This is a genomic window from Pseudoalteromonas sp. RWi3, assembly GCF_054960735.1.
Map to the genome: position 1 here is coordinate 82215 of NZ_JBHNYL010000011.1, position 23515 is coordinate 105729.

Consider the following 23515-nt stretch of genomic DNA (forward strand, 5'->3'; position numbering starts at 1 on the left):
GGGCGGTGCCCCCCACCACTATGATAAGGAAAGTCGGTGTTAAGGTATTACAAAATTGCTAAATGGCGTACTAATAAAAGGTTAAATAAGCTTTTAGCGCAAGTGCAGACACACAATGTGTCTATAAATAAACACATAAAATCAGTATGGTTTAAGCTTAATACCGCACAAAAACTTTATTTAACTGCACTTATAGCCTTAGTTTTATTTCAATCTGGGTCTCTATGTGCGCTGTTAACAATGACCGCCTTAGTCATTGAGTTTTGGCCAAAGTTTAATAAGCTTTGGCACTCTTTGGCTGGTAAAGCTTTAATTCTTATTTTTTATGCGACGATCGCTAACTTCGTACTGGCTAGCGCGAGTGGTATCGTAAATGAAGTGACATTAGTTTCCGCTACAGATTTTAATTACACTCACAACTTTGCCACTTTACTTTATTTACCTCCTTCGGCGCTATTAATTACGATAATAACCTTACTACTATTACAATTACTTTTACCTTTTTATATCATTGCATTGCTATTAATCAAACCATTTGGTTCTAAGCAAGTTAAGTTCATCAGTCAAAGCTATTCCCCGTTGTTAACCGCAGTAGTTCGATTTTGTTTAACAATCCTCGTATTTATCAATTTAGCTGCATTAGCTGAAGGTACCAGTACTGATGCACTCATAGAGAAGATACATAACCTTGGTTCTGACAGTTCAGCTGAAACGGCTTCGACATTAACTAAAAACCAAAAACTGCCCCCCACAACAAACTCAGGAATCAATGCTAAATTCATCGCTCAATTAGACAGACAAGAGAGTGACTCAAAACCAATAAAAGAAGCAAATACATCAATTGAAGCTAAGGGTTATTTTGAATTGAGCAAATGGCTAATCGCTGAGTTTGCCTTCAACTTTGAAGGTAATACTCATTCTAGGTGTAACAAAGCCGAAGGTAGTAAAGTGGTAGAGCTCAATGACTATGAGATTGTTGAAATCACACCCGATAATACGATGCCTTACAGCTACAAATTTATAGTTAAAGCCTGTGAGTCACCCGCATTTAAACCTATGTTGAATAAGAGCAGCACTAATTGAGTTAATCAATAGCCCCACTAACTGCAGCTCCCTTTGCAACGTATTTTGCACCTCTCGTTGCAAAATAGCGCGCTAAATCAGTTGAGATAGCCTACTCATCCCAACTGATTTGCATAATTTGCATATCTTTGTATTTCGCACCCGTAAATAAAATTTCGTTATCTGAACTCACTTCAAAAGCAATAGGTCGAAAATCCACATGTGTATCTTGCACGGTTTCATCGTGTAAATTTAGTCTAGCGATTCGAGAAATAGAATCTGAATAATAAAAATAGTCTTTGCTAATTCCATATACATTTGCTTTTCGAGCATTTTTAGGTAATTCCCAGCTCTGTTTATCTGTAAGTCGAATAAACTGATTGTGACTGACTGCATAAGCGTTGCCTTCACTATCTGAAATGAGTTTATTGGCATTCATTCCCTCTATTACGTGGGTATCACGAGTTAGTAAATTAAGCTCAGCGACTTTATTTTTTGAATCAAGCTGCTCAATATAAATAATGCTTTCGTTATTTTTTGACCAAATATAACTGACTATTTTACGCCCGTTAAATTCGTCTAGAGGATAGAGTTTTTGAGCATTAACATCAAAAAAAGCATAGCGTTTATTTTTTACTAGCAGTATACGCTGCTTATTAGGAGATACTTTTAATCCTCCTAGCTTATAGTCAGTCGATGGGCCATCATATTTAAATAAACTCAGTTGTTTTGTAAGTCCATTTTGAGCAATCCATAATTGGCTGCTACCGGAGCGCTCAGATACAAAAACGTGTGCTGGCCCTGTTTTATTAATGACCTCAACAATGTTGTAGTCATCTTTATCACTTTTATAAAGTGGCTCATATTCAGGGTTATCGCTAAAAAGGTTAGTCGCTTTAATTAGCGAGTATGCTTGTGTTTTATTGGCTGAGTAAAACAGACTATTAGCAGATTGAACCGCAATGTAATAAGGTGAAATTGCAGGTGTAACCGTTAATGTCCGTTTAACAATGTTATTTTTATCAAACACTATGCTTGAGAGATCAGAATCTTCAAACACTATTACGCCTTTATCATTTGGCAGCCAGTCAAAAGCAAAACTAACGGCTCTTTTTTTCGCTTTAAATAATCGTTTAGTCTCACGCGTAGTGAAGTCGTAACTAAATACAGAAAAAGGCTGACCTTTTTGACTTAATATATAGGCTATTTTATTACCAGAATGAGACAAACGAGGCATCATTACACCATACATTACACCTGGCGGAGGAATGACGGTAAACTCCTTTTGTAGCGCTAAATCAAATTTATATAAACCAGAGCCGTCTTGTTCATTTTTATACTCGGTATAATAAATTGACTCTCCTTTTTCGTCTAATTGTGCATAGCCTGTATACCTAAGGTCACATTTTTTTATACGTTGAGTATCTCCAATAATAGGAAACTGGCTTAAATCAACTAACACCATTTCACATTGCTGCTTCTTTAAGTTTGTTGCTTGTAATAGCACTGCGTGTTGATTTAACTGCCACGATAAAACGGATACCTGAAAACCAGGGTATGTAATCTCTACTTCTCGCTGATCTGAAAGACGCTTAACAAATGCGCGATTAAAGTCCCCCTCTGGTGCAACATTGGTATATGCTAAAAACTGTTTATCCGAGGATATTTCAGGATGAACTTCACTGCCTATATTCCACGTGCTTGCTACCTTATTAACCGTGATCTTTTGAATCTTTTCTACAGAAGGAGTGTTAATAAAAAACAACCCAAACCACACTAACAAGCAAAGGCTTACAGTAGCTAAAATTGAATAAACCCAGAGTTTTTTAATAGTCTTATTTTTAAGCGGCTGCGAAACAATTGTATTGGCAGCATTTTCATTTACGGTATTTATAACCGTCTGATCAGGCAACGAATTTGCAGGTTTTTCAATCTCACTCGCTTGCGCTATGTTCTTTGGTATTACTGTTAAGCTATAACCTTTTCGATAATGTGTTTTTAAAAGAGGTGCTTTTTCAGTTGGGTGGGCTAGCTGCTTTCTTAACTCTGAAATTGCTCGGTTAATCGCATTATCATCAACAAAGCTTTGCTGCCACACATTCTCAATTAGCGTTTGACGAGAAACTATTTGCTGAGGCTTATCTATAAAATGCAGTAGTAACTTAACTAAAAGTGGATCTAATTCCCTTTCTAAGTCATTTGAAGTAATCACACAGCGATTACTAATAAATTGCCAAGGTCCGATTTGATAATTCATAGTCTTTACGTATTTTTATTTTTGTAAACCGTACCACATCTACAGATTATTTTGTAGAAAAAGCATTTTAAACCTTATTTTGGCAATATAAGGTTTAAAGATAACCCATTAAATTTAAAAGAATAACTAATCATAAAACCTTATCTATTAATTGCTCATAACTAGATAAGCGACTCTTAATAAATTCAGCGATATTCTTTAAACCGTCATCAACAAGCAGCTTAATAACAATCATGTGTGATTCTAAATTAGCTGCAATTAAAAATATAAAAGGTTTAATTATGAAAAGCACAATGAAAAAAGCACTACCAGTTCTACTACTAGCAACTGCTTTTACAACGACTTCAGTTATCGCAACTGATACCAAAAACCATACTACTGAAATGAACTTTGAGCAGTGCATGGTTGGTGAGTATATAGAAACGACAAAACCAATTATTAAAAAGCTGAATAAAACTAATAAAGCTGATACGGCTGATTTGTTACAAAGTAATGCTGATACGCAAACATTACTTTCCTCAATAGATAGAAAAATATCAGCTGAGCTTGACTCTTCTATGAACAAAATAAACTCGCAGATAGATAAAAAACTTTCAAAAGTAACATCGTCAATTACTGCTTATTTCAGCAATATTTTATCAAACTAAAAACAATAAATTTAAAAATTAGATTAAGGAATCATCATGAAAAATTTTACAAAAAAATTAGTGTCTGCCAGCGTTTTACTTGGTTGTAGCTTAGTAGCAAACACAGTACATGCTCAAAGTTCAGTATGGCAAGTAAGCAAAGGGAATGACTCGTTATTCATTGGCGGTACTGTACATATTTTACCAAAAGCAGAAATGCCACTACCTGCTGAGTTTAATCACGCTTATGAACAAGCAGATACGATCATTTTAGAAGCCCCATTACCAGACCCGGCAGACACTAATGCTCAAATGCAGATGCTAGGCGCGCTATCATATACTAATAACGAAACATTAAGTCAGAAACTAGAACCCCAAGTTAAAGTTTCACTTGAAAATAAGCTTAATGAATTTGGCGCTAACCTAGCCAAGTTAGATGGTTTTCGCCCTGCTATGATGAGTATCGTTTTGATGTCGATGGAACTACAAAAACAAAACTTAATGGGGGAAGGAGTTGATGCTTACTTTACAAAAAAAGCCACTGAGGATAACAAAACAAAAAATTACTTAGAAACTATGGAGTTTCAGTTAGAGCTATTTAAAACAATGGGTCAAGGTAACGAGAATGACTTTATTAAACGTAACTTATCCGAACTTCATAACTATGGTGATATGTTTGAAGAGCTTTTAACTGCATGGCGCCAAGGTGATACCGACACGCTAAACAAAGTGGCACTTGAAGAGATGCAGCAAAATGATCCAACTAGTTATAAACAACTTATTGCCGACAGAAATAATGACTGGCTACCAAAGGTAGAAGCGATGTTTAATAACAACAAAAGTGAGTTTGTACTTGTTGGAGTCGCGCATCTTGCAGGCCAAGATAGTTTACTTACGCTACTTGAGAATAAAGGCTACAGCGTTGCTTTAGTTAATGCTGATGATGCAATAGATGTTACTGTGAAAGGAGCTGAGTGATGGACAAAACCGACAAGCTTGCTGTATCGCTCCTGTTCATGTTTGGCTCAATTATGCTGATATGTGCTATATAAAAAATGCCGCTAGTAAGCGGCATTTTTTATTTAAACAAACTTACCCGCGTGGAATAAATCCAAGTGCATCGTATACCGATTTAAGTGTCTTCTCAGCACGAACACTGGCTTTCTCTGCGCCTGACTTCATAATATTATTAAGTAATGTTTGGTCTTCGCGGATCTCTTTAAAGCGAGACTGAATTGGCTCAATCATACTTACGACCGCATCTGCAGTGTCTTTTTTCAGATGACCATACATTTTGTCTTCATACTCTGGCACAAGCTCTTCAACTGAACGCTTAGTGGCAACAGACATTAGCGTTAATAAGTTAGATACACCTGGCTTTTCAGTACGATCAAAGTAGATACGCGCTTGTTCATCTGAATCTGTTACTGCTTTTTTCAGTTTTTTCTCAATCTTTTTTGGTTCATCGAGTAACATGATATAACCGTTAGGGTTGTCATCAGACTTAGACATTTTCTTGAGCGGATCTTGCAGGCTCATTACACGTGCACCCAGCTCTGGGATATACGGTTGAGGTACTTTAAATACATCGCCATATAAATTGTTAAAACGATTAGCAATGTCTCTGGTTAGCTCAAGATGTTGCTTTTGATCTTCACCCACAGGTACTTGATCTGCTTGATACAATAAAATATCAGCCGCTTGTAATACTGGGTATGAAAATAAACCCACATTTACATTGTTGGCGTGCTTAGAAGACTTGTCTTTAAATTGTGTCATGCGGTTTAGCTCACCCATTTGGGCGTAACAATTTAATACCCATGCTAACTGAGCATGCTCAGGTACTTGAGACTGAACAAATAAAGCCGCTTTTTCTGGATCAATACCGCAAGCAGCATACAAAGCAACACCGTCTAGTACTCGTGAACGTAATACTTCTGGCTCTTGGCGAATAGTGATGGCGTGCAAATCAACCAACATAAAGTAACTTTCGTGGTCTTCCTGTAGCTTAAGCCACTGGTTGATAGCGCCAACATAGTTGCCTATTGTCATACCACCGGTTGGCTGAATGCCACTTAACACTACTGGTTTACTCATGATGTTCCTTTATATTACTAAAATAAAAAATACTGTGATTAAAAACACGTAAATTAAAAACGAACTTACCTTTGGGTAAGAACGGGTATTATATCTAAGAATGTATCACAGAGGTACTGTGGATTGTAATCGCTCAAGTTTTCACCTTGGTTATAGCCATAACTAAGAGCAATTACATCAATGTTTGCAGCCTGTGCCGCTAAAATATCGCTTTTTGAATCACCAATCATTATTGCTTGGCTAACTGGCACGTTTAGTTGTTTACACGCAAACAAAAGCGGTTCAGCAGATGGCTTTTTAGCCATATCATCGCCACATACGATCACGTCAAAGTGTTCAGATAAGGCGAGTTTATCAAGTAACTTTTCCGTAAATCGACGCGCTTTATTGGTCACTAATGCCTTTGGCGTATTACGTAAGGCTGCAAGACCTGTTTCAACATGTTGATACAGTACACTGTACTCACCAACTTGTTGCGCGTAATGCCCATAAAAAATCTCGATGGCCTTGCTCGCAAGTTGTTCATCTAACAGGTCACTTACTTGCATATCACCGCTTAAACCGCGTTTAACCAGCATTTCAATGCCATTACCTACCCAGCTCTCCACTAAGCGCTGGCTAACAATGGGATAAGCAAGCTCTGATAACGTCAAATTCATCGCTATGTATAAATCATACACGCTGTCGACTAAAGTGCCGTCTAAATCAAATAAAGCCGCTTCGTACTTCATTATTTTACACCCTGTAATTGCTCTCGCATTTGATCAATCACGGTTTTATAATCAGGCTGATTAAAAATGGCAGACCCTGCAACAAACATATCTGCGCCTGCTTGTGCAGCCGCCGCTATATTATCTACTTTTATACCGCCATCTACTTCTAATCGAATTGGACGTCCAGAATCATCGATAATTTTACGAGCCTGACGCAGTTTCTCTAAAGTATGAGGAATGAAGCTCTGTCCACCAAAGCCTGGGTTTACTGACATCAGTAAAACTACGTCTATTTTATCAATAACATGCTCTAAGTAACTCAAGCTTGTCGCTGGGTTAAATACCAGCCCTGCTTGGCAGCCATGATCTTTAATCAATTGTAAGGTACGATCTATATGCTCACTGGCTTCTGGGTGGAAAGTAATAATTGATGCGCCAGCCTCTGCAAACTGAGGAATCAAACTATCAACGGGCTTGACCATCAAATGCACATCAATCGGTGCTGTCACGCCGTAATCTCGTAGCGCTTTACACACCATAGGCCCAATTGTTAAGTTTGGCACATAGTGATTATCCATCACATCAAAGTGGACTATATCTGCGCCCGCATTAATAACACTATCAACATCGTCACCTAAACGTGCAAAATCAGCAGATAAAATTGAAGGTGCAATAAGGTATTTTTGCATTGTTTCTAACATTGGTAATCCTTAATGTGTTTCAGAATGCGCATAAGTGGCGCTTAATGTAACAAATAACCCTAGTACGGCAAAATAATATCCCAACATTAATACTACCAATTTACCTAGGTCTAACGAGAATAAAGCATTTACTCTATCCCGATTTACGCAAAGGTCGCTTTGTAAGCAACTTTTTTTAAACAGGTTTTTTACTTTAACCTCATAATAATGCTAGTTTTTATATTTATTAAGGGTAAATTAAGTTTGTTATTTAAACAATTATTATGTATGCTTAGTTCAGTAACACCATAATGGATTAGTAAAATGCAAGCTTTTAAAATTGGGATCTTAACTGCGACTGTTTTAACAATCAGTACCTTAAGCTTTTTATCTAACAGTGATGAACCCGTTATTGCAGCGAAAGACTGTCAATGTAGCTCAGAGCACCTTGTAAAAAATGCAGTTCATTGTATGAATGCAGAACAAGAATCAAGTTGGGTATCTTGGATTACAGGTGATAGCCGCAGTGCACAGTTTCACTACTTGGATCTTCTAGAGCTGCTCACCCGCGCTGATGAACCACAAAAAGCTCGCTCACTTAGCCCGCGATTTTAGGCATTAAACACATGCTTCGGCTGTTGAGCGCTCTGCAGAGTGTAGTTGCTGCTTTTTTTGGTGTTCAGTCTGAAGGAAAACGCCAATCAGATTTCAAGCAACACTCAATCTCGTCTATTATTGTCATCGCTATCACACTTTTTTTTATTTTTATAGCAACTATCTACGCTGTTGTCGCTTGGGTTTTAAGTACATAGCCATTAACTCATCTACTTTATTACGCGAACCGCCTTTAGGGCTGATAGTCCGTTTAACCTGAATTTTGTCCAATGAAGCTTGACTGTATATTTTACGCGTCCACACTGTATCGTGGTTAGAAATAAGCACTGGCGTACTATTCTCAAAAGCAGCTTGTTCAGCAAGGTTTGCTAAATTAGCTTGGTCATCTAAGTTAAATCCTCCTTTTGCATAGGAGGTAAATGAAGCTGTTTTACTTAAGGGTACATACGGCGGATCGCAGTAAATTACCGCATTGTCTGGAACAAGTTTAAATACATCATCATAGCCTAAACAGGTAAACGTTGCTTGCTGTGCTTTATTAGCAAAAAAGTGCATTTCTTTTTCAGGAAAGTAAGGACGCTTATACTTACCAAACGGCACATTAAAAATACCCTTCAAATTATATCGACATAGACCATTATAACCATGCCGATTCATGTATAAAAACAATATCGCGCGCTCATAGATATCATTACTTTGATTAAACTGCACGCGGTAATCGTAATAAGCATCGGGGTGATTATTTATATCTACAAACAGTTTTTTGGCATCACTGATAAATTCATCAGGTGAATTTTTCAGTTCGTTGTAAAGGTTTATAAGGTCAGCATTGATATCATTTAGAATATAATGTTTAAAATGCGTATTTAAAAATACTGAGCCAGCGCCTACAAACGGTTCAACTAAGGTGTCAGCATGCTTACTCGCAACATCTAAACGTGCGCTGATATCTTCAACTAAGCTGTATTTTCCGCCGGCCCATTTAAGGAAAGCTCTGGTCTTTGTTTGCATTGGCTCTTTACTTCAAACTGATATGGCCGCGATTTTACACTAAACAGTGTGCTTTTACTGATCTAGTAACGCGATTTCTTGTTTTATTTTACTGATTTTTTTATAAAATGGCTGATTGTTAAGCACGGCCTTAGGTAAGGTTGGTGTTACATCTCGTGCTGCATTTAAGCTTTTGTAATTACCATAAGTAACAACCCACCATAACTTATTATTTCTGCGTGTTTGATATACCTTTGCAAAATCCCCCAACTGCTGCTCAATAACAAACTGCTCAGCGATTGCCTGCTTAGTCACTGCCAGCAATTGAATAACCACATTATTATCATTTTGCTCAGTGAACCATGCGTTATCAACAGGTAATGACTGTATTGCATCTGCTGTTGCACTCTCTGTTGTCGCCTGTAGCTTGGGTTCAACTAACTGTGTTTGTACTGTGGCCTTATCTTCGAGCACTTTAGGCTCAGTAGCAAGGCTACCAAGAATAGCGGCCACATTATTTTCATTCTCTAGCTTATTAGCTTGCTTCAATGTTGGCGGTACAGGTGGTTCATCGGTGTTTTCTTGCACTATTTGCTTCTGAGGTGGAGTCTCGATTGGCTCCATGGTAACTTTTTGCTGTTTGAAATCATCAATCGCTATGGCTGTTGGTACCTGCTCAACCGTTTCTTGTTGATATACATCTTGCCACCATTTAGTCATGTCTGATTTATATAAAAAACCTATGATAAGTAACATTATAATCAACATTAAAGTGATTAAGTGTAGTCGCCAAGATACTTTATCGGCGACTTTAATCTCAGCAGTCTGCTCTTTTGGCTGCCATGCTAATAAAAGGCTTGGATTACCATGAGACTCTTTTAAAAATGTCTGAAAAATAGGATCTTCATCTAAAGGTAAATCTTTAAAGTACCAACCCATTAATTGCTTACTTTCAGCAATCGACAATGCTTCTAGGTGGATTTCAACGGCATTCTTAAACTGTCCGACAGACTGGGATGCAATCAAAATATATAACGTGGTTGGGCTTTTTTTGGCTAATATAGCTAAGTCAGCTGCCATTTCATCAGATATATGACGGCCACCATCTAGTACCCATAAACAAGGTCCGCAGTTTTGACTTTTTGCTAACTGAAAGAAATTATCACTCAACGATAAAGTGTGATCTATTAACGGGGAACGAAAGCTTTGCTCTAATAATTCACTCATAAACTGAGCGTCAGTCATACGAGCACTGACTTGTACAAACGCTTTATTAAAGTCGCTGTATTTATCAGTAATAAATGTTTCTAATAGATAACTTTTGCCAAGCCCTGAAGGCCCCAGAAGAGTAATTAAGTTTTGCCCATACTCAAACTGCATGGCAATGCGATCAACCAAGGCCGATCGGCTTGGTAAGATTTGTGACTGCATTAGCGCCCTATTAAATCACGGACCTGTTGATCTGAGACATTATCAACGAGTGCACATTGGCCAAACTCGGTGGGCAGAATAAAACGAATAGTCCCTTTTTTATTCTTTTTATCTTTGCGCATGTGATGCAAAAAATGCTCGCTAGTCATATCAGCAGGTATTTCACTTGGTAAATTATACGCTGTAATTAAAGAGGTCACTCTTGCAACCTCTGTCGCAGTCAAATCACCACGAGTGTGCGCTAACTTAGCCGCTAATACCATGCCCGTTGCAACAGCTTCACCATGTAGCCATTTTCCATACCCCATTTGTGCTTCTATAGCATGGGCGAAGGTATGCCCTAAATTTAATAACGCGCGTAAGCCAGCTTCTTTTTCATCTTGTGCAACAATCAATGCCTTGATTTCACAGCAGCGTGAAATCACATGTTGAAGGGTTTCTTCGTCAAGAGCCTGTAGCTGAGGTATGTTATCTTCTAAAAAGCTAAATAGTTCTGTATCGTAGATAAGACCATATTTAATCACTTCTGCCATACCAGCAGCAAACTCTCGCTCAGGTAAAGTATGCAGCGACTGCGTATCAATGAATACAGCTTGAGGCTGATAAAATGCCCCAATCATATTTTTACCTAAAGGATGGTTAACGGCCGTTTTGCCACCAACTGACGAGTCAACTTGCGATAACAAAGTTGTTGGTACTTGAATAAAAGGAATCCCGCGTTGATAACAGGCAGCAACAAAGCCTGTTAGATCACCGACCACACCACCGCCAAGGGCAATTAAGCAGGTATCTCGACCACAGTTATTTTCCAGCAAAAATGCTGATATTTTTTCAAACCATTCTAATGACTTGAACTGCTCGCCGTCTGGGATGACAAAGTGAAGTGGATTTAAATCAGCTAATAACGCCATTGCATCATTTAAATACAAAGGTGCAATGGTGTCATTAGTGATGAAGATAGGGCGACAATCACCTAAGTGTTGACGTAACCTGTCTGTGTTATGAAGTGCAGATTTACCAATATATATAGGATAACTACGCTCGTCTAAATTAACAGTTAATTCAAGCATCGCCAGTATCCTTTATTATTGGTTTTTAAAAATCTAATTTCTCAATGATTTGATTAGCAACAACCTTAGCGCTTTGCTCATCAGTGCGTACAGTAAAATCAGCAACTTCTTTATATAGCGGCTCGCGTTCTTCAGCTAGACGCTCTAATACGTCACGAGGTGCTTCTTCTGTTTGCAGTAATGGGCGACGCTTGTCGCGCTGCGTACGTGCAACTTGCTTTTCGATTGGTGTCTCTAGGTACACAACGATACCACGAGCTGAAAGCTTGTTTCGAACTTCTTTGCTCATCACTGAACCACCACCGGTTGCAAGTACAATACCTTGCATTTCCGTTAGGTCGCCAATGACGCCTTCTTCACGAAGTCGAAAGCCTTCTTCACCTTCAAGATCAAACACCCATGCTATATCAGCACCAGTACGGCGTTCGATTTCTTGATCAGAATCGACAAATTCAAGATGTAATTGATCCGCAATGTGGCGACCAATTGTGCTTTTGCCAGCCCCCATAGGGCCAACTAGAAATATATTACGTTTTTCAGCCATATCTTTTAGTACAAACGAACTCTAAAATTTGAAATAAAACCCCGCCTAACGACCTGGCCCCAAAATTAAGGAGGGGATTATCTCAGTAATTGATTGGGTATTTCAAGTCAAATAGAACAAAAAGACAATTAACGAGCAATTAAAGTCAAAAATTGCTCGTTATGTTAAAGAAACTCGACTTGTTTTAGTCTATTTGAATTTTTGGGGTAACGAAAATTAACAATTCTTTCTTTTCATTAAACTCACTCGTACTTTTAAATAGCGTCCCTAAGTATGGAATATCACCAAGTAAAGGTACTTTTTTCACCGAGTTTATAATTTGCTGCTGGAATATACCACCAAGTACCACTGTTTGACCATTCTCAACCAACACTTGAGTTTGAATCTCTTGTGTATCAATTGAAACAGCTGAACCAGTTGGCGTTTGTACGGTATCACCGCGCGTATCTTGCGTAATAACTAGATCCAATATTACTTTATTGTCAGGCGTTATATGTGGCGTTACCTCAAGACTCAGTACTGCCTTCTTAAACGTAACAGTTGTTGCACCACTAGACGCCGATTCTACGTAAGGAATTTCTGTACCTTGCTCGATACGTGCTTTTTGCTGATTAGCTGTGGTAATACGTGGGCTTGCGATGATCTCACCACGGTTTTCCTCTTCTAATGCAGTCAATTCTAAATCAAGCAGTGTACCATTTGCCAACTTAGCTACATGCATACCGATACTACCAGCAGCACCAGTTATAGGTAAGTTAACGTTTAATCGATCAGAAATACTTGGAATAGTACCATTAGAAATCGTATTTGCACCTTGCAGCGTACCTGAAACACCATCAGTTCCTTGTTGGTCACTGAATCCCCAGCGTACACCCAAATCTTCTTTTACGTTATCACGCACTGTAACCATACGCGACTCTATAACGACTTGTCTAACTGGTATATCAAGTGTTTCGACCATTCGACGAACACTCTCAATACTTTTTACCGTGTCTTTGATAAGTAATGTGTTTGTACGTTGATCAACTGAAACACTGCCTCTAGGCGTAATAATACTATTGGTATCTGTTTTTAGTAAGTCAGCAAAATTTTCAGCCTTGGCATAATTCAAACGAATATACTCGCTATATAATGGCTCTAAGTCTTCAACTTGCTGCTTTGCTTTTAAATCTTTAGCTTCTCTTGCTGCCAACTCTTCTGACGGTGCAACCATTAAGATTGAGCCATCCATTCGCTTATCAAGCCCCTTAACACGCAACACAACATCAAGTGCTTGATCCCATGGCACACCATTTAGGCGTAAGGTAATATTGCCCGTCACTGAGTCACTCGTTACAAGATTAAAATCATTATAGCCTGCGATAATTTGTAACACAGCTCTAACCGAAATATCTTGGAAGTTAAGCGTCATTGGTCGGCCAAGGTACTCTTTACCGCCATCTAAAAATGAGCGCTGCGATGCATCTTTTTCAACGGTCAATGAAAATACATTCTCGATTTGCTCAAACGTATACTTAAACGCTGTATTTGGCTCGATTACAACACGGCTTTTGTTATCTTCTTTAAAAGTTTCGATTGAACTTACAACGGTGCCAAAATCAAGCACATCAAGCTCATAAAGCAACTCATCTAAAATATCTGTATGATGAAATTCAGCAATGATCTTACCGCCACTCTCATGCACATCAACTGCAGCCTGCGTATCTTGTAAAAAAACTAATACGCGCGCTTCACCTTTTTCACCTCGTCGAAAGTCTAGTGATTGAATAGTGTTAATATAATTACTTACACTCTGCGCTGAGCCACTTTCATCTTCACTGCTCACACTTTTAAGCATGTTATCTGATACATGCAAAGACACGAGATTATTCTTAACTTTCGTTTGGTAAATTTTCAAGCTATCCATATGCACAGTAACAGTTAGCGTGCCGTCTTTAGCTTGGCTTGAAACCTTTTCAATACCCGCTTGGTTAATGACCACTTCTTCTAGCTCTTTTTCTACACTAGTGTCAGTAAATCGCATTTCTATGCGCGCAGGACTGTTAAAAACTTGAATATTGGGTTGTTGTGTTATTTCCTCATCAAATACTAGTTGTAACTCCGTTTCTCCTTCGAGCAGCGGGTTATAACGAATATCATAAAGCAATGGTTCTGCAAAAGCAGAGTGTGTGACTAGCAGTGTAACAGCGACAAGCAACGCTTGATGAACCCTATTACGCCAAGATACTCCCTTACGCATTTTAATTTTACCTTTATTATTTTTAACTTGCGTCATCAGTCGTCGCCTCTAACATTTCAAGCTTGGTTAGGCGCTCTTTCCAACAACCAGATCCATCGGGTATTAACTCTAACAATTCAATATAATCGTTTTGAACATCTTTTACTTCACCATGATATAAGCCTAGATGATAGCCAACTGTGACACGGTGTAAAGTCTCGTCCGCAGCTTTAATGAGCGCCCACATGTCACCTTGAGAACCTAAAGTCCCTTTCATCGCTAGATTATCAAGCGGGTATTTCTCTAGAGGTTCACGTGCCCTGTCAGGATCAGGGTGAAGACAATTTTTAATTTGCACTAAATTATTTTCAATAATTTCAGGCTGCGGTGCAACAAACGGACTACGTAATTGACCAGCATTGTACTCAAAGTGCTCAAATTGTGTTAATTGCGGTATTTCTTCAACTTTTGGTGTTGTGCTAGCTTTTACCTGATCGATGAATTCTTGCTGCTCTGCAGTATCATCGTTGCACCCAGTTAAGGCAACCGTAAATAGTAGAGTTAGGGCTATTTTTTTCATTTTTTAGCCCCTTTCTTAGTATCACCTTCATATCTGTATGTCTTTGCAACCACACTAAATGTTAGTTTGCCTGCATTGGTACTTGTTATCGAAAAATCATGCAAACTCACAATTCGCGGCAACTGAGCCACCTTTCCTACAAAATCTCCAAACTCGTGATAACTGCCCACTACTTCGATCTTTATCGGTAACTCAGTATAAAATTCTTTTTCAATCTCTGGCAGCCAACCAATTTTTAAAAATGTTAAGCCACTCGTGGTTCCCACATACGTTAAATCGTCTAATAAGCCTGGTGTTTCATTAGAAGTTGGTAAGCGACGTAAAAGTTGAGAGAACTTATCTTCCATATCAGTCATTTGGTTGCGATAGATATCTAGGTTACTGGCTATCGCATATTTAGTACGATATGTATTACGTAATTCAACCTCTTTTGCGACTGCATTGTGATAGCTATCAATTTCAGCTGAAACTAAAAGGCTGTAGCTAAAAAACAATACGAGTGCCGCAACAAACGCACCACATATAACCTTAACAGCAACAGGCCAATCACCTATATTCTCAAGTTCTATCTCGTTCCAATCGATCTCTGTTAACGCTTTAATATCTAGGTTCATTATTTGTTTTCGCCTATTTTATCAAAGGGTTTAACATAGAACTCCATGTTAAAGTCGCTAAGTAAACGTGATGAACTTTCTCCTGCGACAATACCTTGCATGCTTGGTTTTTCTAATAAATATGAGTTTTGAACTTGTCTAAGCATACTCGATAATCGGTTATTTGACTCACTTCGCCCAATAACTTGAATCGCACTACCGCGGCGTTCTAACTTCGTTAAATAAACACCACCGGGCACAATTTTAGCAACTTCGTCCATTATCTGCGTGCCTAAGTTACGGCTACTTTGTAAGTCTTCAATAAGCCTCATGCGCTGTTGTAAGCTTTCTTTTTTTCTATCAAGCTCACGTATTTCTCGAATTTTCATATCCAGTTGGGCAATTTCAGCGTTTAAAAAATTATTTTTTATATTCTGACCGTCACGTAAACCGCCATAATAAGCGCTTAGCATGTACATGCTCAAAAAACTAACTAGCACCACTAAAAATAAAATAGTCGCAAACTTATTTTGTGATTGTTTACGTTGTTGTTCACGCCATGGCAGGAGATTTATATGTGGCATGATGAAAAGCTCCTTAATGCCAATCCGGTTGCGATCGCAAATTGAGTACGATGACGCTGCATCACATTTCGATCAACCCTTGGTGAAACATCCATATTTTCAAATGGCTGAGCAACTATAGTATGAATACCAAGCTCTTCAACTAGCAGTCTGTCTAAACCATCAATCATTGCCGTCCCGCCAGTAAGTACTATATAGTCGATGTGCTCTTTACCGCTTGTGGTTAAAAACATTTGTACCGCACGACGAACCTGCTGTAATAAAGACGTTTGGAAAGGCGCTAATACTTCAAAAGTATAATTGGGCGGTAAATCCCCTGTTGTTTTGCCAATCTCAGCTTCATCAAAGCCTTTATTATAGTATGACACAATGCTATTGGTGTATTGATCACCACCGAACACTTGGTCTCGGGTGTAAATGGTTTCCCCCCCAAGGACAACACTAACCAGCATGAGCACTGCACCAATATCTATCATGGCAACACATTTATTAAAGGCATCACTAGGAAGTTGTTGATAATACACATCCATAGCTCGGCTAAGGGCATAGCTTTCTACATCAACCACTTTAGCTGTTAAGCCCGCGCTTTCTAACGCCCCAACTCGAGCTTCAACGCTTTCAGTTCGCGCTGCTGAAAGCAGTACATTCATTTTTGTCGGATCAGCTTCATTCGTACCTAGCTTTTCAAAGTCTAGACTTACTTCATCAAGTGGGTAAGGAATTAGGCTATCGGCTTCAATTTCTATTTGTGACTCAAGCTCTGCATCTGAAAGCGTCACATCCATAAATATCACTTTAGTTATTACTGTTTGGCCAGAGACAGCAACCGCAGCAGATTTTGCTGATTTAGGTAATTTACGTTTCAATTTAGTGATAATATTGCCAATAGCTTCAATGTCTTGAATATTTCGCTCTGACATTGTCCCTTTAGGCATAGGCTCAATTGCTAAGGCCTCAAGGCGATAGCCAGTTTCCGTTTCATTCAGTAACACAGCTTTAATAGCATGCGAACCGATATCTATCCCTATCATCATCGATGATGATTTATTGAGTAATTGGCTTAACATGTGAGCAACTTGGCCTTTGTTTTAAGAATAAACAAGTTATAATTTTTATATGAAAAAATATTATTCATTTTTTAATCAATATATACTATCAGCCTACGATTCTAATTGGGAGTCCATTTAGGGAAAATATAAGTGATTTTATTCAAGCGAACTTTACAATTTATTATCATTTGCATCTTTTTGGGGCTAATTACTTTAGTAAGCCTTTATTACTATGTTAAATCTGATATCCCTAGCGTGCAAGTTTTAAAAGACGTGCAGTTACAAACTCCTATGCAGGTCTTTTCCCGCGACGGATTACTTATCAATCAATTTGGCGAAAAGCGCCGTATACCAGCAAGTATTGATGAAATTCCTCAGCCGCTTATAGATGCTCTTTTAGCGACTGAAGATTCCCGATTCTATGAGCATATAGGTATAGACCCTATTGGTATTGTTCGCTCTGCAATTGTTTTAATTTCTACTGGAGAAAAGAAACAAGGTGCAAGCACCATTACCATGCAGTTAGCGAGAAACTTTTTTTTAACGCGGGAAAAAGCGTATATTCGTAAAGTAAAAGAGATCTTTATTGCGTTGCACATTGAAAACTTACTCACTAAAGATGAAATTCTCGCGCTTTATTTAAATAAAATTGAACTGGGTAATCGCGCTTTTGGCATAGGTGCAGCCGCACAAGTTTATTATGGTAAACCGCTTAACGAATTAAACTTAGCCCAAATGGCAATGATTGCAGGTTTGCCTAAAGCCCCTTCTGCATTAAACCCTATTCGCAACCCTGAGCGTGCTAAAGCGCGTCGAAATGTTGTATTAGGCCGTATGCTTGATGAAGGCTTTATCACGCAAGAAACATTTAACGAAACAACTAGCCAACCAATTACTGCACGCTTTCATGGTGCTGAAATAGATTTATACGCCCCTTACATTTCTGAGATGGTACGTGCAGAAATGGTGGCTCGTTATGGCTACGAACGTGCTTACAATACCGGCTTTAGAGTATTTACCAGTGTAGAGTCTGACGTACAGGCCGCGGCACAAAAAGCGCTTGTTGATAACTTACATGCGTACGACATGCGTCACGGATATCGCGGTGCTGACATGCAGCTTTGGGACAATGAAACTCAATCCCCTCTAAGTCGTAATGAGATCCTTAAAAAATTAAAGCCACTCAATGAGATAGGGCCTCTGCTAGCTGCTGCCGTATTGGCAGTCAATGAGAAAACCGCAGAGGTATTACTCAAAAATGGCGAGCATGCCACACTTACATGGGATAATTTAAAGTGGGCACGTAAATTTATAACTCGTTATCGTCAAAGTTATGCACCTAAAACCGCTTCAGATATCTTAACTCCTGGCGATCAAATTTGGTTACGTAAAAACGATGATGCCAGCTATATTCTAAGTCAACTTCCTGAAGCTGCCAGTGCGCTTGTATCTCTTGACCCTAATGACGGTCGTATTAAAGCGATTGTAGGTGGTTATAGTTTTGAGCAAAGCCAGTATAACCGAGCAGTGCAAGCTAAGCGCCAAGTTGGTTCAAATATTAAGCCATTTATCTATTCTGCGGCTTTGGAAAATGGCTATACATTAGCCTCGATCCTCAATGATGCGCCAATCAACCAATGGGACAAAAGCTTAGGGGTAGCTTGGCGACCTAAAAATAGCCCCGCAGTTTATAATGGCCCTATTCGTATACGCCGCGCTCTTGCACAATCAAAGAACGTTATTTCTGTTCGTTTATTGCGTGGAGTAGGACTGCATCGCACGGCTGATCACCTACTGAAATTTGGCTTCCAAGATGATGATATCAATCGTAGTGAATCACTCGCCTTAGGAAGTGCAGCAATCACGCCGCTTGAATTAGCACGAGGGATGAGTACATTTGCCAACGGCGGCCACCTAGTCACACCGTATTTTATCAATGAGATTCAAGATTCAGCCGGTAACGTACTTTTCAAAGCGCAACCACAACTTGCATGTGATCCGATTGATTTGCCTAATCAGACAGATTCGTTAGCACTCAATAGTATGGTTGATGAAACATCATCAGATGTAAATACTGCAACCCCATGTGCTCCTCGTATCATTTCAAAGCAAAACGCATTCTTAATTTCAGACGCAATGCACAGCGCAATTTGGGGCGGTGGAAGCTGGACACATAAAACGGGGTGGAGTGGCACTGGTTGGCGGGCACAAGCTCTAAAGCGTCGTGATTTATCAGGAAAAACGGGAACCACTAACAACTCTGTTGATACTTGGTTTAGCGGTTTTAATAGTAATGTAATGACCACTGTGTGGGTCGGTTTTGATAACCCTGGCAATCCATTAGGTCGCTCTACGTACAATAGTAACCTCGATAAATCGCAGATTTCGGGGGCTGAGTCAGGTGCTAAAACAGCTCAACCGGCTTGGGTAGACTTTATGCGTGTAGCACTTAAAGACCAACCCGAAGCGCCAATTGAACCGCCCGAAGGACTGGTCTCGATTCGAATAGATTTAGCAACGGGCTTACTTAGCCAAAAAAATGATTACACTAGTCGCTTTGAGTATTTCGAAAAAGGCTCTGCACCAACAAAGTATGTTATGCAGCACGTTGAAGATGTATTTGAGGAAGATACTAAAACAGAAGAAGAGCTATTTTAAGCCGAGATATAAAATCTCTGGTTCAAAAAACGCGATATAAAATCGCTGCTACGTAAAAAAGCGCCATAATTGGCGCTTTTTTATTGCATATTTTTTATTTTAAATTCTGTATTAACCAATATAAATCAGAATGCACGCCTGCTGCGGTGACTTCTTTACCTGCACCAGGACCTTGTATTACCAACGCATTATCACTGTACCACTGGCTGTTTATGACAAAGATATTATCACCCGGTGTTAAATTAGCTAACGCATCACCTTGAGTGGCATATGCCAGTCCAACTTGCGCTGTGACTTTATTATCAGCAAGTGACAAAGCGCCCGTATAGCGCAGCACTTTACCCTGCTCACTCGCCTGCGTGGCTTTATCAGCAATAAAGCTGTCTAGCTGTTGTTTGTTATCTAAAAACGACTGCCAATCACCTTGCGCTAATTGCTCAGGCATCAGAGCTGTTAAGTCAATATCATCTAACTCTAACGTTAAACCTAACTCACGCGCTAGAATAAGCAACTTACGCTGCATATCACGGCCAGATAAGTCTTCACGCGGATCAGGCTCTGTAAAACCCATTTGTTGCGCCTGCAATACTAAATCTGAAAACGGCACGCTGCCATCATAGCTACTGCATAGCCACGATAGCGTACCAGAGAACACCCCTTCAATGCGCGTAATTTTGTCGCCGCTATTTTGTAAATCTGCTAAAGCAAAGTTAACCGGTAAACCTGCGCCAACAGAGGTGTTATAGCGCCATAATAAATTACGTTCAGCTAGATTTTGGCGCAATGCTTGATACCAATCATTATCAGCTGTGCCTGCGTATTTATTAGCACTGATCAAATTACAGTCTAAATTAACAAAATCAGGATAAAGTAAACTAAATGATTCACTGGCAGTAATATCAATCACCACTTTGTGTTCGTAATCAAGTTCACTTATATGCGTTAATAAATCAGCTTGCTGATAATCAGCAGCTTCGTTATCCCATTGTGTTTGCCATTGCTCTAAGCTAATGCCACTTGGGCTAAATAGCATTTGTTGAGAACGTAATAAACCCACCAACTTCACGCTAAAATGCTGCTCTAATCGATTTAGCTGTTGTGATAGCTGCTCGATAAACACTTCGCCAACATTCCCTAAGCCAGCAATTATCACTGCAAGCTCTTGGCCTTTATTGATTAACTTATCGTGTAATAACGTTAATACGTCACTATCAATTGCCTGATCGGTTAATAGCAAAGCATAATCAGTATCTTGGTGACTAAAGCGTGGCGCTAGACTTTGCTCACTAAGCAAGGTGGAAGCCTGTAAAGATAAATGAGCTATATCGTTACTTGGCGCAACAATAGCGCAACCATGTAAGTTTGACTCAATAATATTAGCACGCCCTTGTAATTGGCTTACAACTTGGTGCGTCGCATCACCTGGCACTAATAAATAAGTATCGCCCTGCTTAACAAAGTGATGCAGGCTGTGTTGAATCAACTGACTCAGTTGCCCAACTTCACCGGCATTGAGCTGGTCAACTCGCAGTAAATCAATATTCTCTAGCGTGGTAATAAAGCGCTTAGCTTTACTGTAACCTTCTTTCACTATTTCTGTGGCGCTGGCTTCAGTATCAAAACTACTGCGTACAACCAGCTTTATATCTGTATTTTTTAACGGTGATAATGTTTTGGCATGTAAAACTGGGTTGCCTAGGCGTGCTAATAAATTTGCTTGACCACGACACACTTTTGAATATTTAAGCGCTTTATTTACCTTACGGGGGTCTGTGCTAAATACGCCTTGGGTATCGGTCCAAATAGACACTTGCTGCGCATGGCAATAACTGCCTAATAGTGTAGCACTGTAATCACTGCCATTACGCCCTAGAGTAATGGTTTCACCTTGGCAGTCACTGGCAATAAAACCTGTAACCACATTAATATGCTGCTTGGTTATTAAATCGATACAGGCTTGTTGATTCTTTTGATGCAGTAACTGCCCATCGTTTAAGGTAAAGAGTTGACGCGCATCAATATCTTTTGCAGCTAAGCCTAATTGCTGTAAGTAACTTGCAAGTAATCTCGCAGACCATACTTCACCATGAGCAAGCAATGCTGATTCAGCCAAGGACTGCTGCTTTGCTTGTTCAGCCAATATTGCCAACTCTTGCTGTAATAAGCTAAGAGCCTGCTGTTTTACTTGCGCAGTTAGTAGCTGCTCAATCAAGGTTCGCTGGTGATTATCTAACAATAATAAAATATCGCTAACAGCTTGTAGATCGCCCTGCTGGTAACTTTGCCACAACTTAACCAAAGTATTCGTTGTTTTGCCTGCAGCAGAAACAACAACGCAATCACCCACTTCGCTATTAGCTAAAATTATATTTGCGACTGCTTGATAACGCTCTGGCGAACTTAAGCTCGAACCACCAAATTTATGTACTATATTAACCATTATTCTTACCACAATGCCGTATGTGCAGGCGTTAGTTTAAATGAGCTTGATTGTTCATCTTGCTGAACTGATTGTCCTACTTTTTGAGTCGCTGTGTTCACATTGCCCTGACCCGGCTTTACTTTATTAAATACGCGCTCTAGATCAGCAACTAAATCTTTAACATCTTCAATACCGACTGAAATACGAATTAGTGTATCGCCGACACCCGCCTCTAAACGTGCTGTAGCATCCATACCTGCATGAGTCATGGTAGCAGGGTGGCAAATTAAACTTTCAACGCCACCTAACGACTCCGCTAAGCTAAATTCTTCTAGGCTTGTTAAAAAGGCTGCGGCGTCATTTAAATCGCCTTTAATATCAAAACTTACCATGCCACCAAAACCGCGTTGTTGCTGTTTTGCTAATTCGTGTTGCGGGTGCGATTCAAGGCCAGGATAATAAACTTGGCTTACATAAGGTGAATCTTCTAAATACTGCGCTATAACAAATGCATTTTCTTGATGCTGACGCAAACGTACATTTAACGTACGCAAGCCTCGCAACGTTAAGTAACTATCAAACGGCGCGCCGGTAATACCAATATTATTAGCCCACCATGCCAGTTCATCGCCTAGCTCTTGATTAGCTGCAATTACAGCACCGCCCACAACATCTGAGTGACCATTGATATATTTAGTGGTCGAATGCACAACAATATCTACACCAAATTCAATCGGATTTTGTAAAGCCGGCGATAAAAAGGTGTTATCAGCGCCAACAAGCGCACCGCACTGTTTAGCAATCGCAGTAATCGCTTTAATATCCGTTAGCCGTAAAATTGGATTACTCGGTGTTTCAATCCAAATTAATTTAGGTTTAATTTCAAGGATCTTCTGGTGGTTCTCAGCTTTGGTTAAATCTAACACCACCAATTTTAATAAACCACGCTTCTCAAGCGAAGTAAATAAACGGTAGCTGCCGCCATAACAGTCATGAGGAATGACTAAAGTATCATCACTATTAAGTAACTGAGTCGCTAAATGCACTGCCGACATACCTGTGGCTGTAATAATCCCCTTAGCGCCACCTTCAAGCTCAGCCAGAGTTTCCGCTAAAATATCACGGTTTGGGTTGCCGCTGCGGCCATAATCGTATTGACGTTTTGTATCAAAATCAGCAAATGAATAGGTCGTTGATAGATGTAGAGGAGGCACAACTGCACCATGATGTTTATCAGCGTCGATGCCTTTTCGTACCGCGATAGTTGCTTTGTTTTTTTGACTCATAACGTCACCTACAATTAAATGGATGTTTAGACGTCTAAAA

The 23515-nt window shown here is 39.4% G+C and carries 21 protein-coding genes; 6 read left to right on the forward strand and 15 right to left on the reverse strand.

All coding sequences use genetic code 11. The features are described from left to right. The first annotated feature begins 36 nt into the window (after positions 1 to 36). On the forward strand, positions 37 to 1083 hold the full coding sequence (locus ACFI4Z_RS14155; protein WP_462671145.1) for a hypothetical protein: 1047 nt from the start codon (positions 37 to 39) through the stop codon (positions 1081 to 1083). Positions 1084 to 1174: 91 nt separating this feature from the next. On the opposite strand, the gene ACFI4Z_RS14160 is transcribed toward ACFI4Z_RS14155, so the two are convergent. Next, complete coding sequence (locus tag ACFI4Z_RS14160) at positions 1175 to 3319, reverse strand: winged helix-turn-helix domain-containing protein (RefSeq protein WP_462671146.1); 2145 nt, start codon at positions 3317 to 3319, stop codon at positions 1175 to 1177. A gap of 281 nt (positions 3320 to 3600) precedes the next feature. On the opposite strand from ACFI4Z_RS14160, the gene ACFI4Z_RS14165 reads away from it, so the two are divergent. Further along, positions 3601 to 3966 carry a hypothetical protein gene (locus tag ACFI4Z_RS14165; RefSeq protein ID WP_462671147.1) on the forward strand — a complete coding sequence of 122 codons (366 nt, stop codon included), beginning with the start codon at positions 3601 to 3603 and terminating at the stop codon, positions 3964 to 3966. A 36-nt stretch (positions 3967 to 4002) separates the two neighbouring features. Further along, entirely contained in the window at positions 4003 to 4923 is a 921-nt protein-coding gene (locus tag ACFI4Z_RS14170) for a TraB/GumN family protein (protein ID WP_462671148.1), read from the forward strand. 114 nt (positions 4924 to 5037) lie between these two features. Here the strand turns inward: ACFI4Z_RS14170 and trpS are convergent, their stop codons facing one another. From trpS to rpe, 3 genes are all read right to left on the reverse strand, one after another. Continuing rightward, a complete protein-coding gene (trpS, locus tag ACFI4Z_RS14175) occupies positions 5038 to 6042 on the reverse strand; it encodes a tryptophan--tRNA ligase (RefSeq protein ID WP_462671149.1) in 1005 nt (334 codons plus the stop codon). 65 nt (positions 6043 to 6107) lie between these two features. After that, positions 6108 to 6773, reverse strand: a complete 666-nt coding sequence (locus ACFI4Z_RS14180) for a phosphoglycolate phosphatase (protein ID WP_462671150.1) — start codon at positions 6771 to 6773, stop codon at positions 6108 to 6110. After that, the gene (gene rpe / locus ACFI4Z_RS14185; protein ID WP_462671151.1) at positions 6773 to 7456 is read right to left on the reverse strand and encodes a ribulose-phosphate 3-epimerase; all 684 of its coding nucleotides are present in this window, start codon (positions 7454 to 7456) and stop codon (positions 6773 to 6775) included. The genes ACFI4Z_RS14180 and rpe overlap by 1 nt, the downstream gene beginning before the upstream one ends. A gap of 303 nt (positions 7457 to 7759) precedes the next feature. On the opposite strand from rpe, the gene ACFI4Z_RS14190 reads away from it, so the two are divergent. Continuing rightward, complete coding sequence (locus ACFI4Z_RS14190; protein WP_462671152.1) at positions 7760 to 8050, forward strand: hypothetical protein; 291 nt, start codon at positions 7760 to 7762, stop codon at positions 8048 to 8050. Between the two features lie 11 nt (positions 8051 to 8061). After that, positions 8062 to 8247, forward strand: a complete 186-nt coding sequence (locus ACFI4Z_RS14195; protein ID WP_462671153.1) for a DUF2970 domain-containing protein — start codon at positions 8062 to 8064, stop codon at positions 8245 to 8247. Here ACFI4Z_RS14195 and ACFI4Z_RS14200 read toward each other — a convergent pair. The 9 genes from ACFI4Z_RS14200 to ACFI4Z_RS14240 all read right to left on the reverse strand — a co-directional run bounded on the left by ACFI4Z_RS14200 (position 8210) and on the right by ACFI4Z_RS14240 (position 17127). Beyond that, on the reverse strand, positions 8210 to 9061 hold the full coding sequence (locus tag ACFI4Z_RS14200) for a Dam family site-specific DNA-(adenine-N6)-methyltransferase (protein WP_099295358.1): 852 nt from the start codon (positions 9059 to 9061) through the stop codon (positions 8210 to 8212). The genes ACFI4Z_RS14195 and ACFI4Z_RS14200 overlap by 38 nt on opposite strands. Positions 9062 to 9115: 54 nt before the next feature. Next, entirely contained in the window at positions 9116 to 10471 is a 1356-nt protein-coding gene (locus ACFI4Z_RS14205; protein WP_462671154.1) for an AAA family ATPase, read from the reverse strand. Beyond that, the gene (gene aroB / locus ACFI4Z_RS14210; RefSeq protein WP_462671155.1) at positions 10471 to 11541 is read right to left on the reverse strand and encodes a 3-dehydroquinate synthase; all 1071 of its coding nucleotides are present in this window, start codon (positions 11539 to 11541) and stop codon (positions 10471 to 10473) included. Before aroB ends, ACFI4Z_RS14205 begins: the two co-directional genes overlap by 1 nt. A gap of 25 nt (positions 11542 to 11566) precedes the next feature. Continuing rightward, complete coding sequence (gene aroK, locus ACFI4Z_RS14215; protein WP_054204874.1) at positions 11567 to 12085, reverse strand: shikimate kinase AroK; 519 nt, start codon at positions 12083 to 12085, stop codon at positions 11567 to 11569. A 184-nt stretch (positions 12086 to 12269) separates the two neighbouring features. After that, positions 12270 to 14360, reverse strand: a complete 2091-nt coding sequence (locus ACFI4Z_RS14220; protein WP_462671156.1) for a type IV pilus secretin PilQ — start codon at positions 14358 to 14360, stop codon at positions 12270 to 12272. Beyond that, complete coding sequence (locus ACFI4Z_RS14225) at positions 14347 to 14883, reverse strand: pilus assembly protein PilP (protein ID WP_462671157.1); 537 nt, start codon at positions 14881 to 14883, stop codon at positions 14347 to 14349. The genes ACFI4Z_RS14220 and ACFI4Z_RS14225 overlap by 14 nt, the downstream gene beginning before the upstream one ends. Continuing rightward, positions 14880 to 15497, reverse strand: a complete 618-nt coding sequence (locus ACFI4Z_RS14230) for a type IV pilus inner membrane component PilO (RefSeq protein WP_462671158.1) — start codon at positions 15495 to 15497, stop codon at positions 14880 to 14882. Before ACFI4Z_RS14230 ends, ACFI4Z_RS14225 begins: the two co-directional genes overlap by 4 nt. Further along, positions 15497 to 16060, reverse strand: coding sequence for a PilN domain-containing protein (locus ACFI4Z_RS14235; RefSeq protein WP_394192858.1), 564 nt, complete (start codon positions 16058 to 16060; stop codon positions 15497 to 15499). Before ACFI4Z_RS14235 ends, ACFI4Z_RS14230 begins: the two co-directional genes overlap by 1 nt. Continuing rightward, positions 16048 to 17127 (reverse strand): pilus assembly protein PilM, encoded by a 1080-nt coding sequence (locus tag ACFI4Z_RS14240; protein WP_099295365.1) that lies wholly within the window; start codon positions 17125 to 17127, stop codon positions 16048 to 16050. Before ACFI4Z_RS14240 ends, ACFI4Z_RS14235 begins: the two co-directional genes overlap by 13 nt. A gap of 132 nt (positions 17128 to 17259) precedes the next feature. Here ACFI4Z_RS14240 and ACFI4Z_RS14245 point away from each other — a divergent pair, with 132 nt between their 5' ends. Then, on the forward strand, positions 17260 to 19767 hold the full coding sequence (locus ACFI4Z_RS14245; protein WP_462671159.1) for a penicillin-binding protein 1A: 2508 nt from the start codon (positions 17260 to 17262) through the stop codon (positions 19765 to 19767). A gap of 94 nt (positions 19768 to 19861) precedes the next feature. Here the strand turns inward: ACFI4Z_RS14245 and metL are convergent, their stop codons facing one another. Both metL and metB read right to left on the reverse strand, forming a co-directional pair. After that, positions 19862 to 22207: a bifunctional aspartate kinase/homoserine dehydrogenase II gene (gene metL, locus ACFI4Z_RS14250; protein WP_462671160.1), complete on the reverse strand. Its 2346-nt coding sequence runs from the start codon at positions 22205 to 22207 to the stop codon at positions 19862 to 19864. A gap of 5 nt (positions 22208 to 22212) precedes the next feature. Further along, positions 22213 to 23475 (reverse strand): cystathionine gamma-synthase, encoded by a 1263-nt coding sequence (gene metB, locus ACFI4Z_RS14255; protein WP_462671161.1) that lies wholly within the window; start codon positions 23473 to 23475, stop codon positions 22213 to 22215. Between the last annotated feature and the right edge of the window lie 40 nt (positions 23476 to 23515).

Bases quoted from the DNA above. Each gene is read 5' to 3' on its own strand.
- ACFI4Z_RS14160 (WP_462671146.1), bottom strand. From the start codon at position 3,319: ATGAATTATCAAATCGGACCTTGGCAATTTATTAGTAATCGCTGTGTG.
- ACFI4Z_RS14165 (WP_462671147.1), top strand. From the start codon at position 3,601: ATGAAAAGCACAATGAAAAAAGCACTACCAGTTCTACTACTAGCAACT.
- ACFI4Z_RS14170 (WP_462671148.1), top strand. From the start codon at position 4,003: ATGAAAAATTTTACAAAAAAATTAGTGTCTGCCAGCGTTTTACTTGGT.
- trpS (WP_462671149.1), bottom strand. From the start codon at position 6,042: ATGAGTAAACCAGTAGTGTTAAGTGGCATTCAGCCAACCGGTGGTATG.
- ACFI4Z_RS14180 (WP_462671150.1), bottom strand. From the start codon at position 6,773: ATGAAGTACGAAGCGGCTTTATTTGATTTAGACGGCACTTTAGTCGAC.
- rpe (WP_462671151.1), bottom strand. From the start codon at position 7,456: ATGTTAGAAACAATGCAAAAATACCTTATTGCACCTTCAATTTTATCT.
- ACFI4Z_RS14190 (WP_462671152.1), top strand. From the start codon at position 7,760: ATGCAAGCTTTTAAAATTGGGATCTTAACTGCGACTGTTTTAACAATC.
- ACFI4Z_RS14195 (WP_462671153.1), top strand. From the start codon at position 8,062: ATGCTTCGGCTGTTGAGCGCTCTGCAGAGTGTAGTTGCTGCTTTTTTT.
- ACFI4Z_RS14200 (WP_099295358.1), bottom strand. From the start codon at position 9,061: ATGCAAACAAAGACCAGAGCTTTCCTTAAATGGGCCGGCGGAAAATAC.
- ACFI4Z_RS14205 (WP_462671154.1), bottom strand. From the start codon at position 10,471: ATGCAGTCACAAATCTTACCAAGCCGATCGGCCTTGGTTGATCGCATT.
- aroB (WP_462671155.1), bottom strand. From the start codon at position 11,541: ATGCTTGAATTAACTGTTAATTTAGACGAGCGTAGTTATCCTATATAT.
- aroK (WP_054204874.1), bottom strand. From the start codon at position 12,085: ATGGCTGAAAAACGTAATATATTTCTAGTTGGCCCTATGGGGGCTGGC.
- ACFI4Z_RS14220 (WP_462671156.1), bottom strand. From the start codon at position 14,360: ATGACGCAAGTTAAAAATAATAAAGGTAAAATTAAAATGCGTAAGGGA.
- ACFI4Z_RS14225 (WP_462671157.1), bottom strand. From the start codon at position 14,883: ATGAAAAAAATAGCCCTAACTCTACTATTTACGGTTGCCTTAACTGGG.
- ACFI4Z_RS14230 (WP_462671158.1), bottom strand. From the start codon at position 15,497: ATGAACCTAGATATTAAAGCGTTAACAGAGATCGATTGGAACGAGATA.
- ACFI4Z_RS14235 (WP_394192858.1), bottom strand. From the start codon at position 16,060: ATGCCACATATAAATCTCCTGCCATGGCGTGAACAACAACGTAAACAA.
- ACFI4Z_RS14240 (WP_099295365.1), bottom strand. From the start codon at position 17,127: ATGTTAAGCCAATTACTCAATAAATCATCATCGATGATGATAGGGATA.
- metL (WP_462671160.1), bottom strand. From the start codon at position 22,207: ATGGTTAATATAGTACATAAATTTGGTGGTTCGAGCTTAAGTTCGCCA.
- metB (WP_462671161.1), bottom strand. From the start codon at position 23,475: ATGAGTCAAAAAAACAAAGCAACTATCGCGGTACGAAAAGGCATCGAC.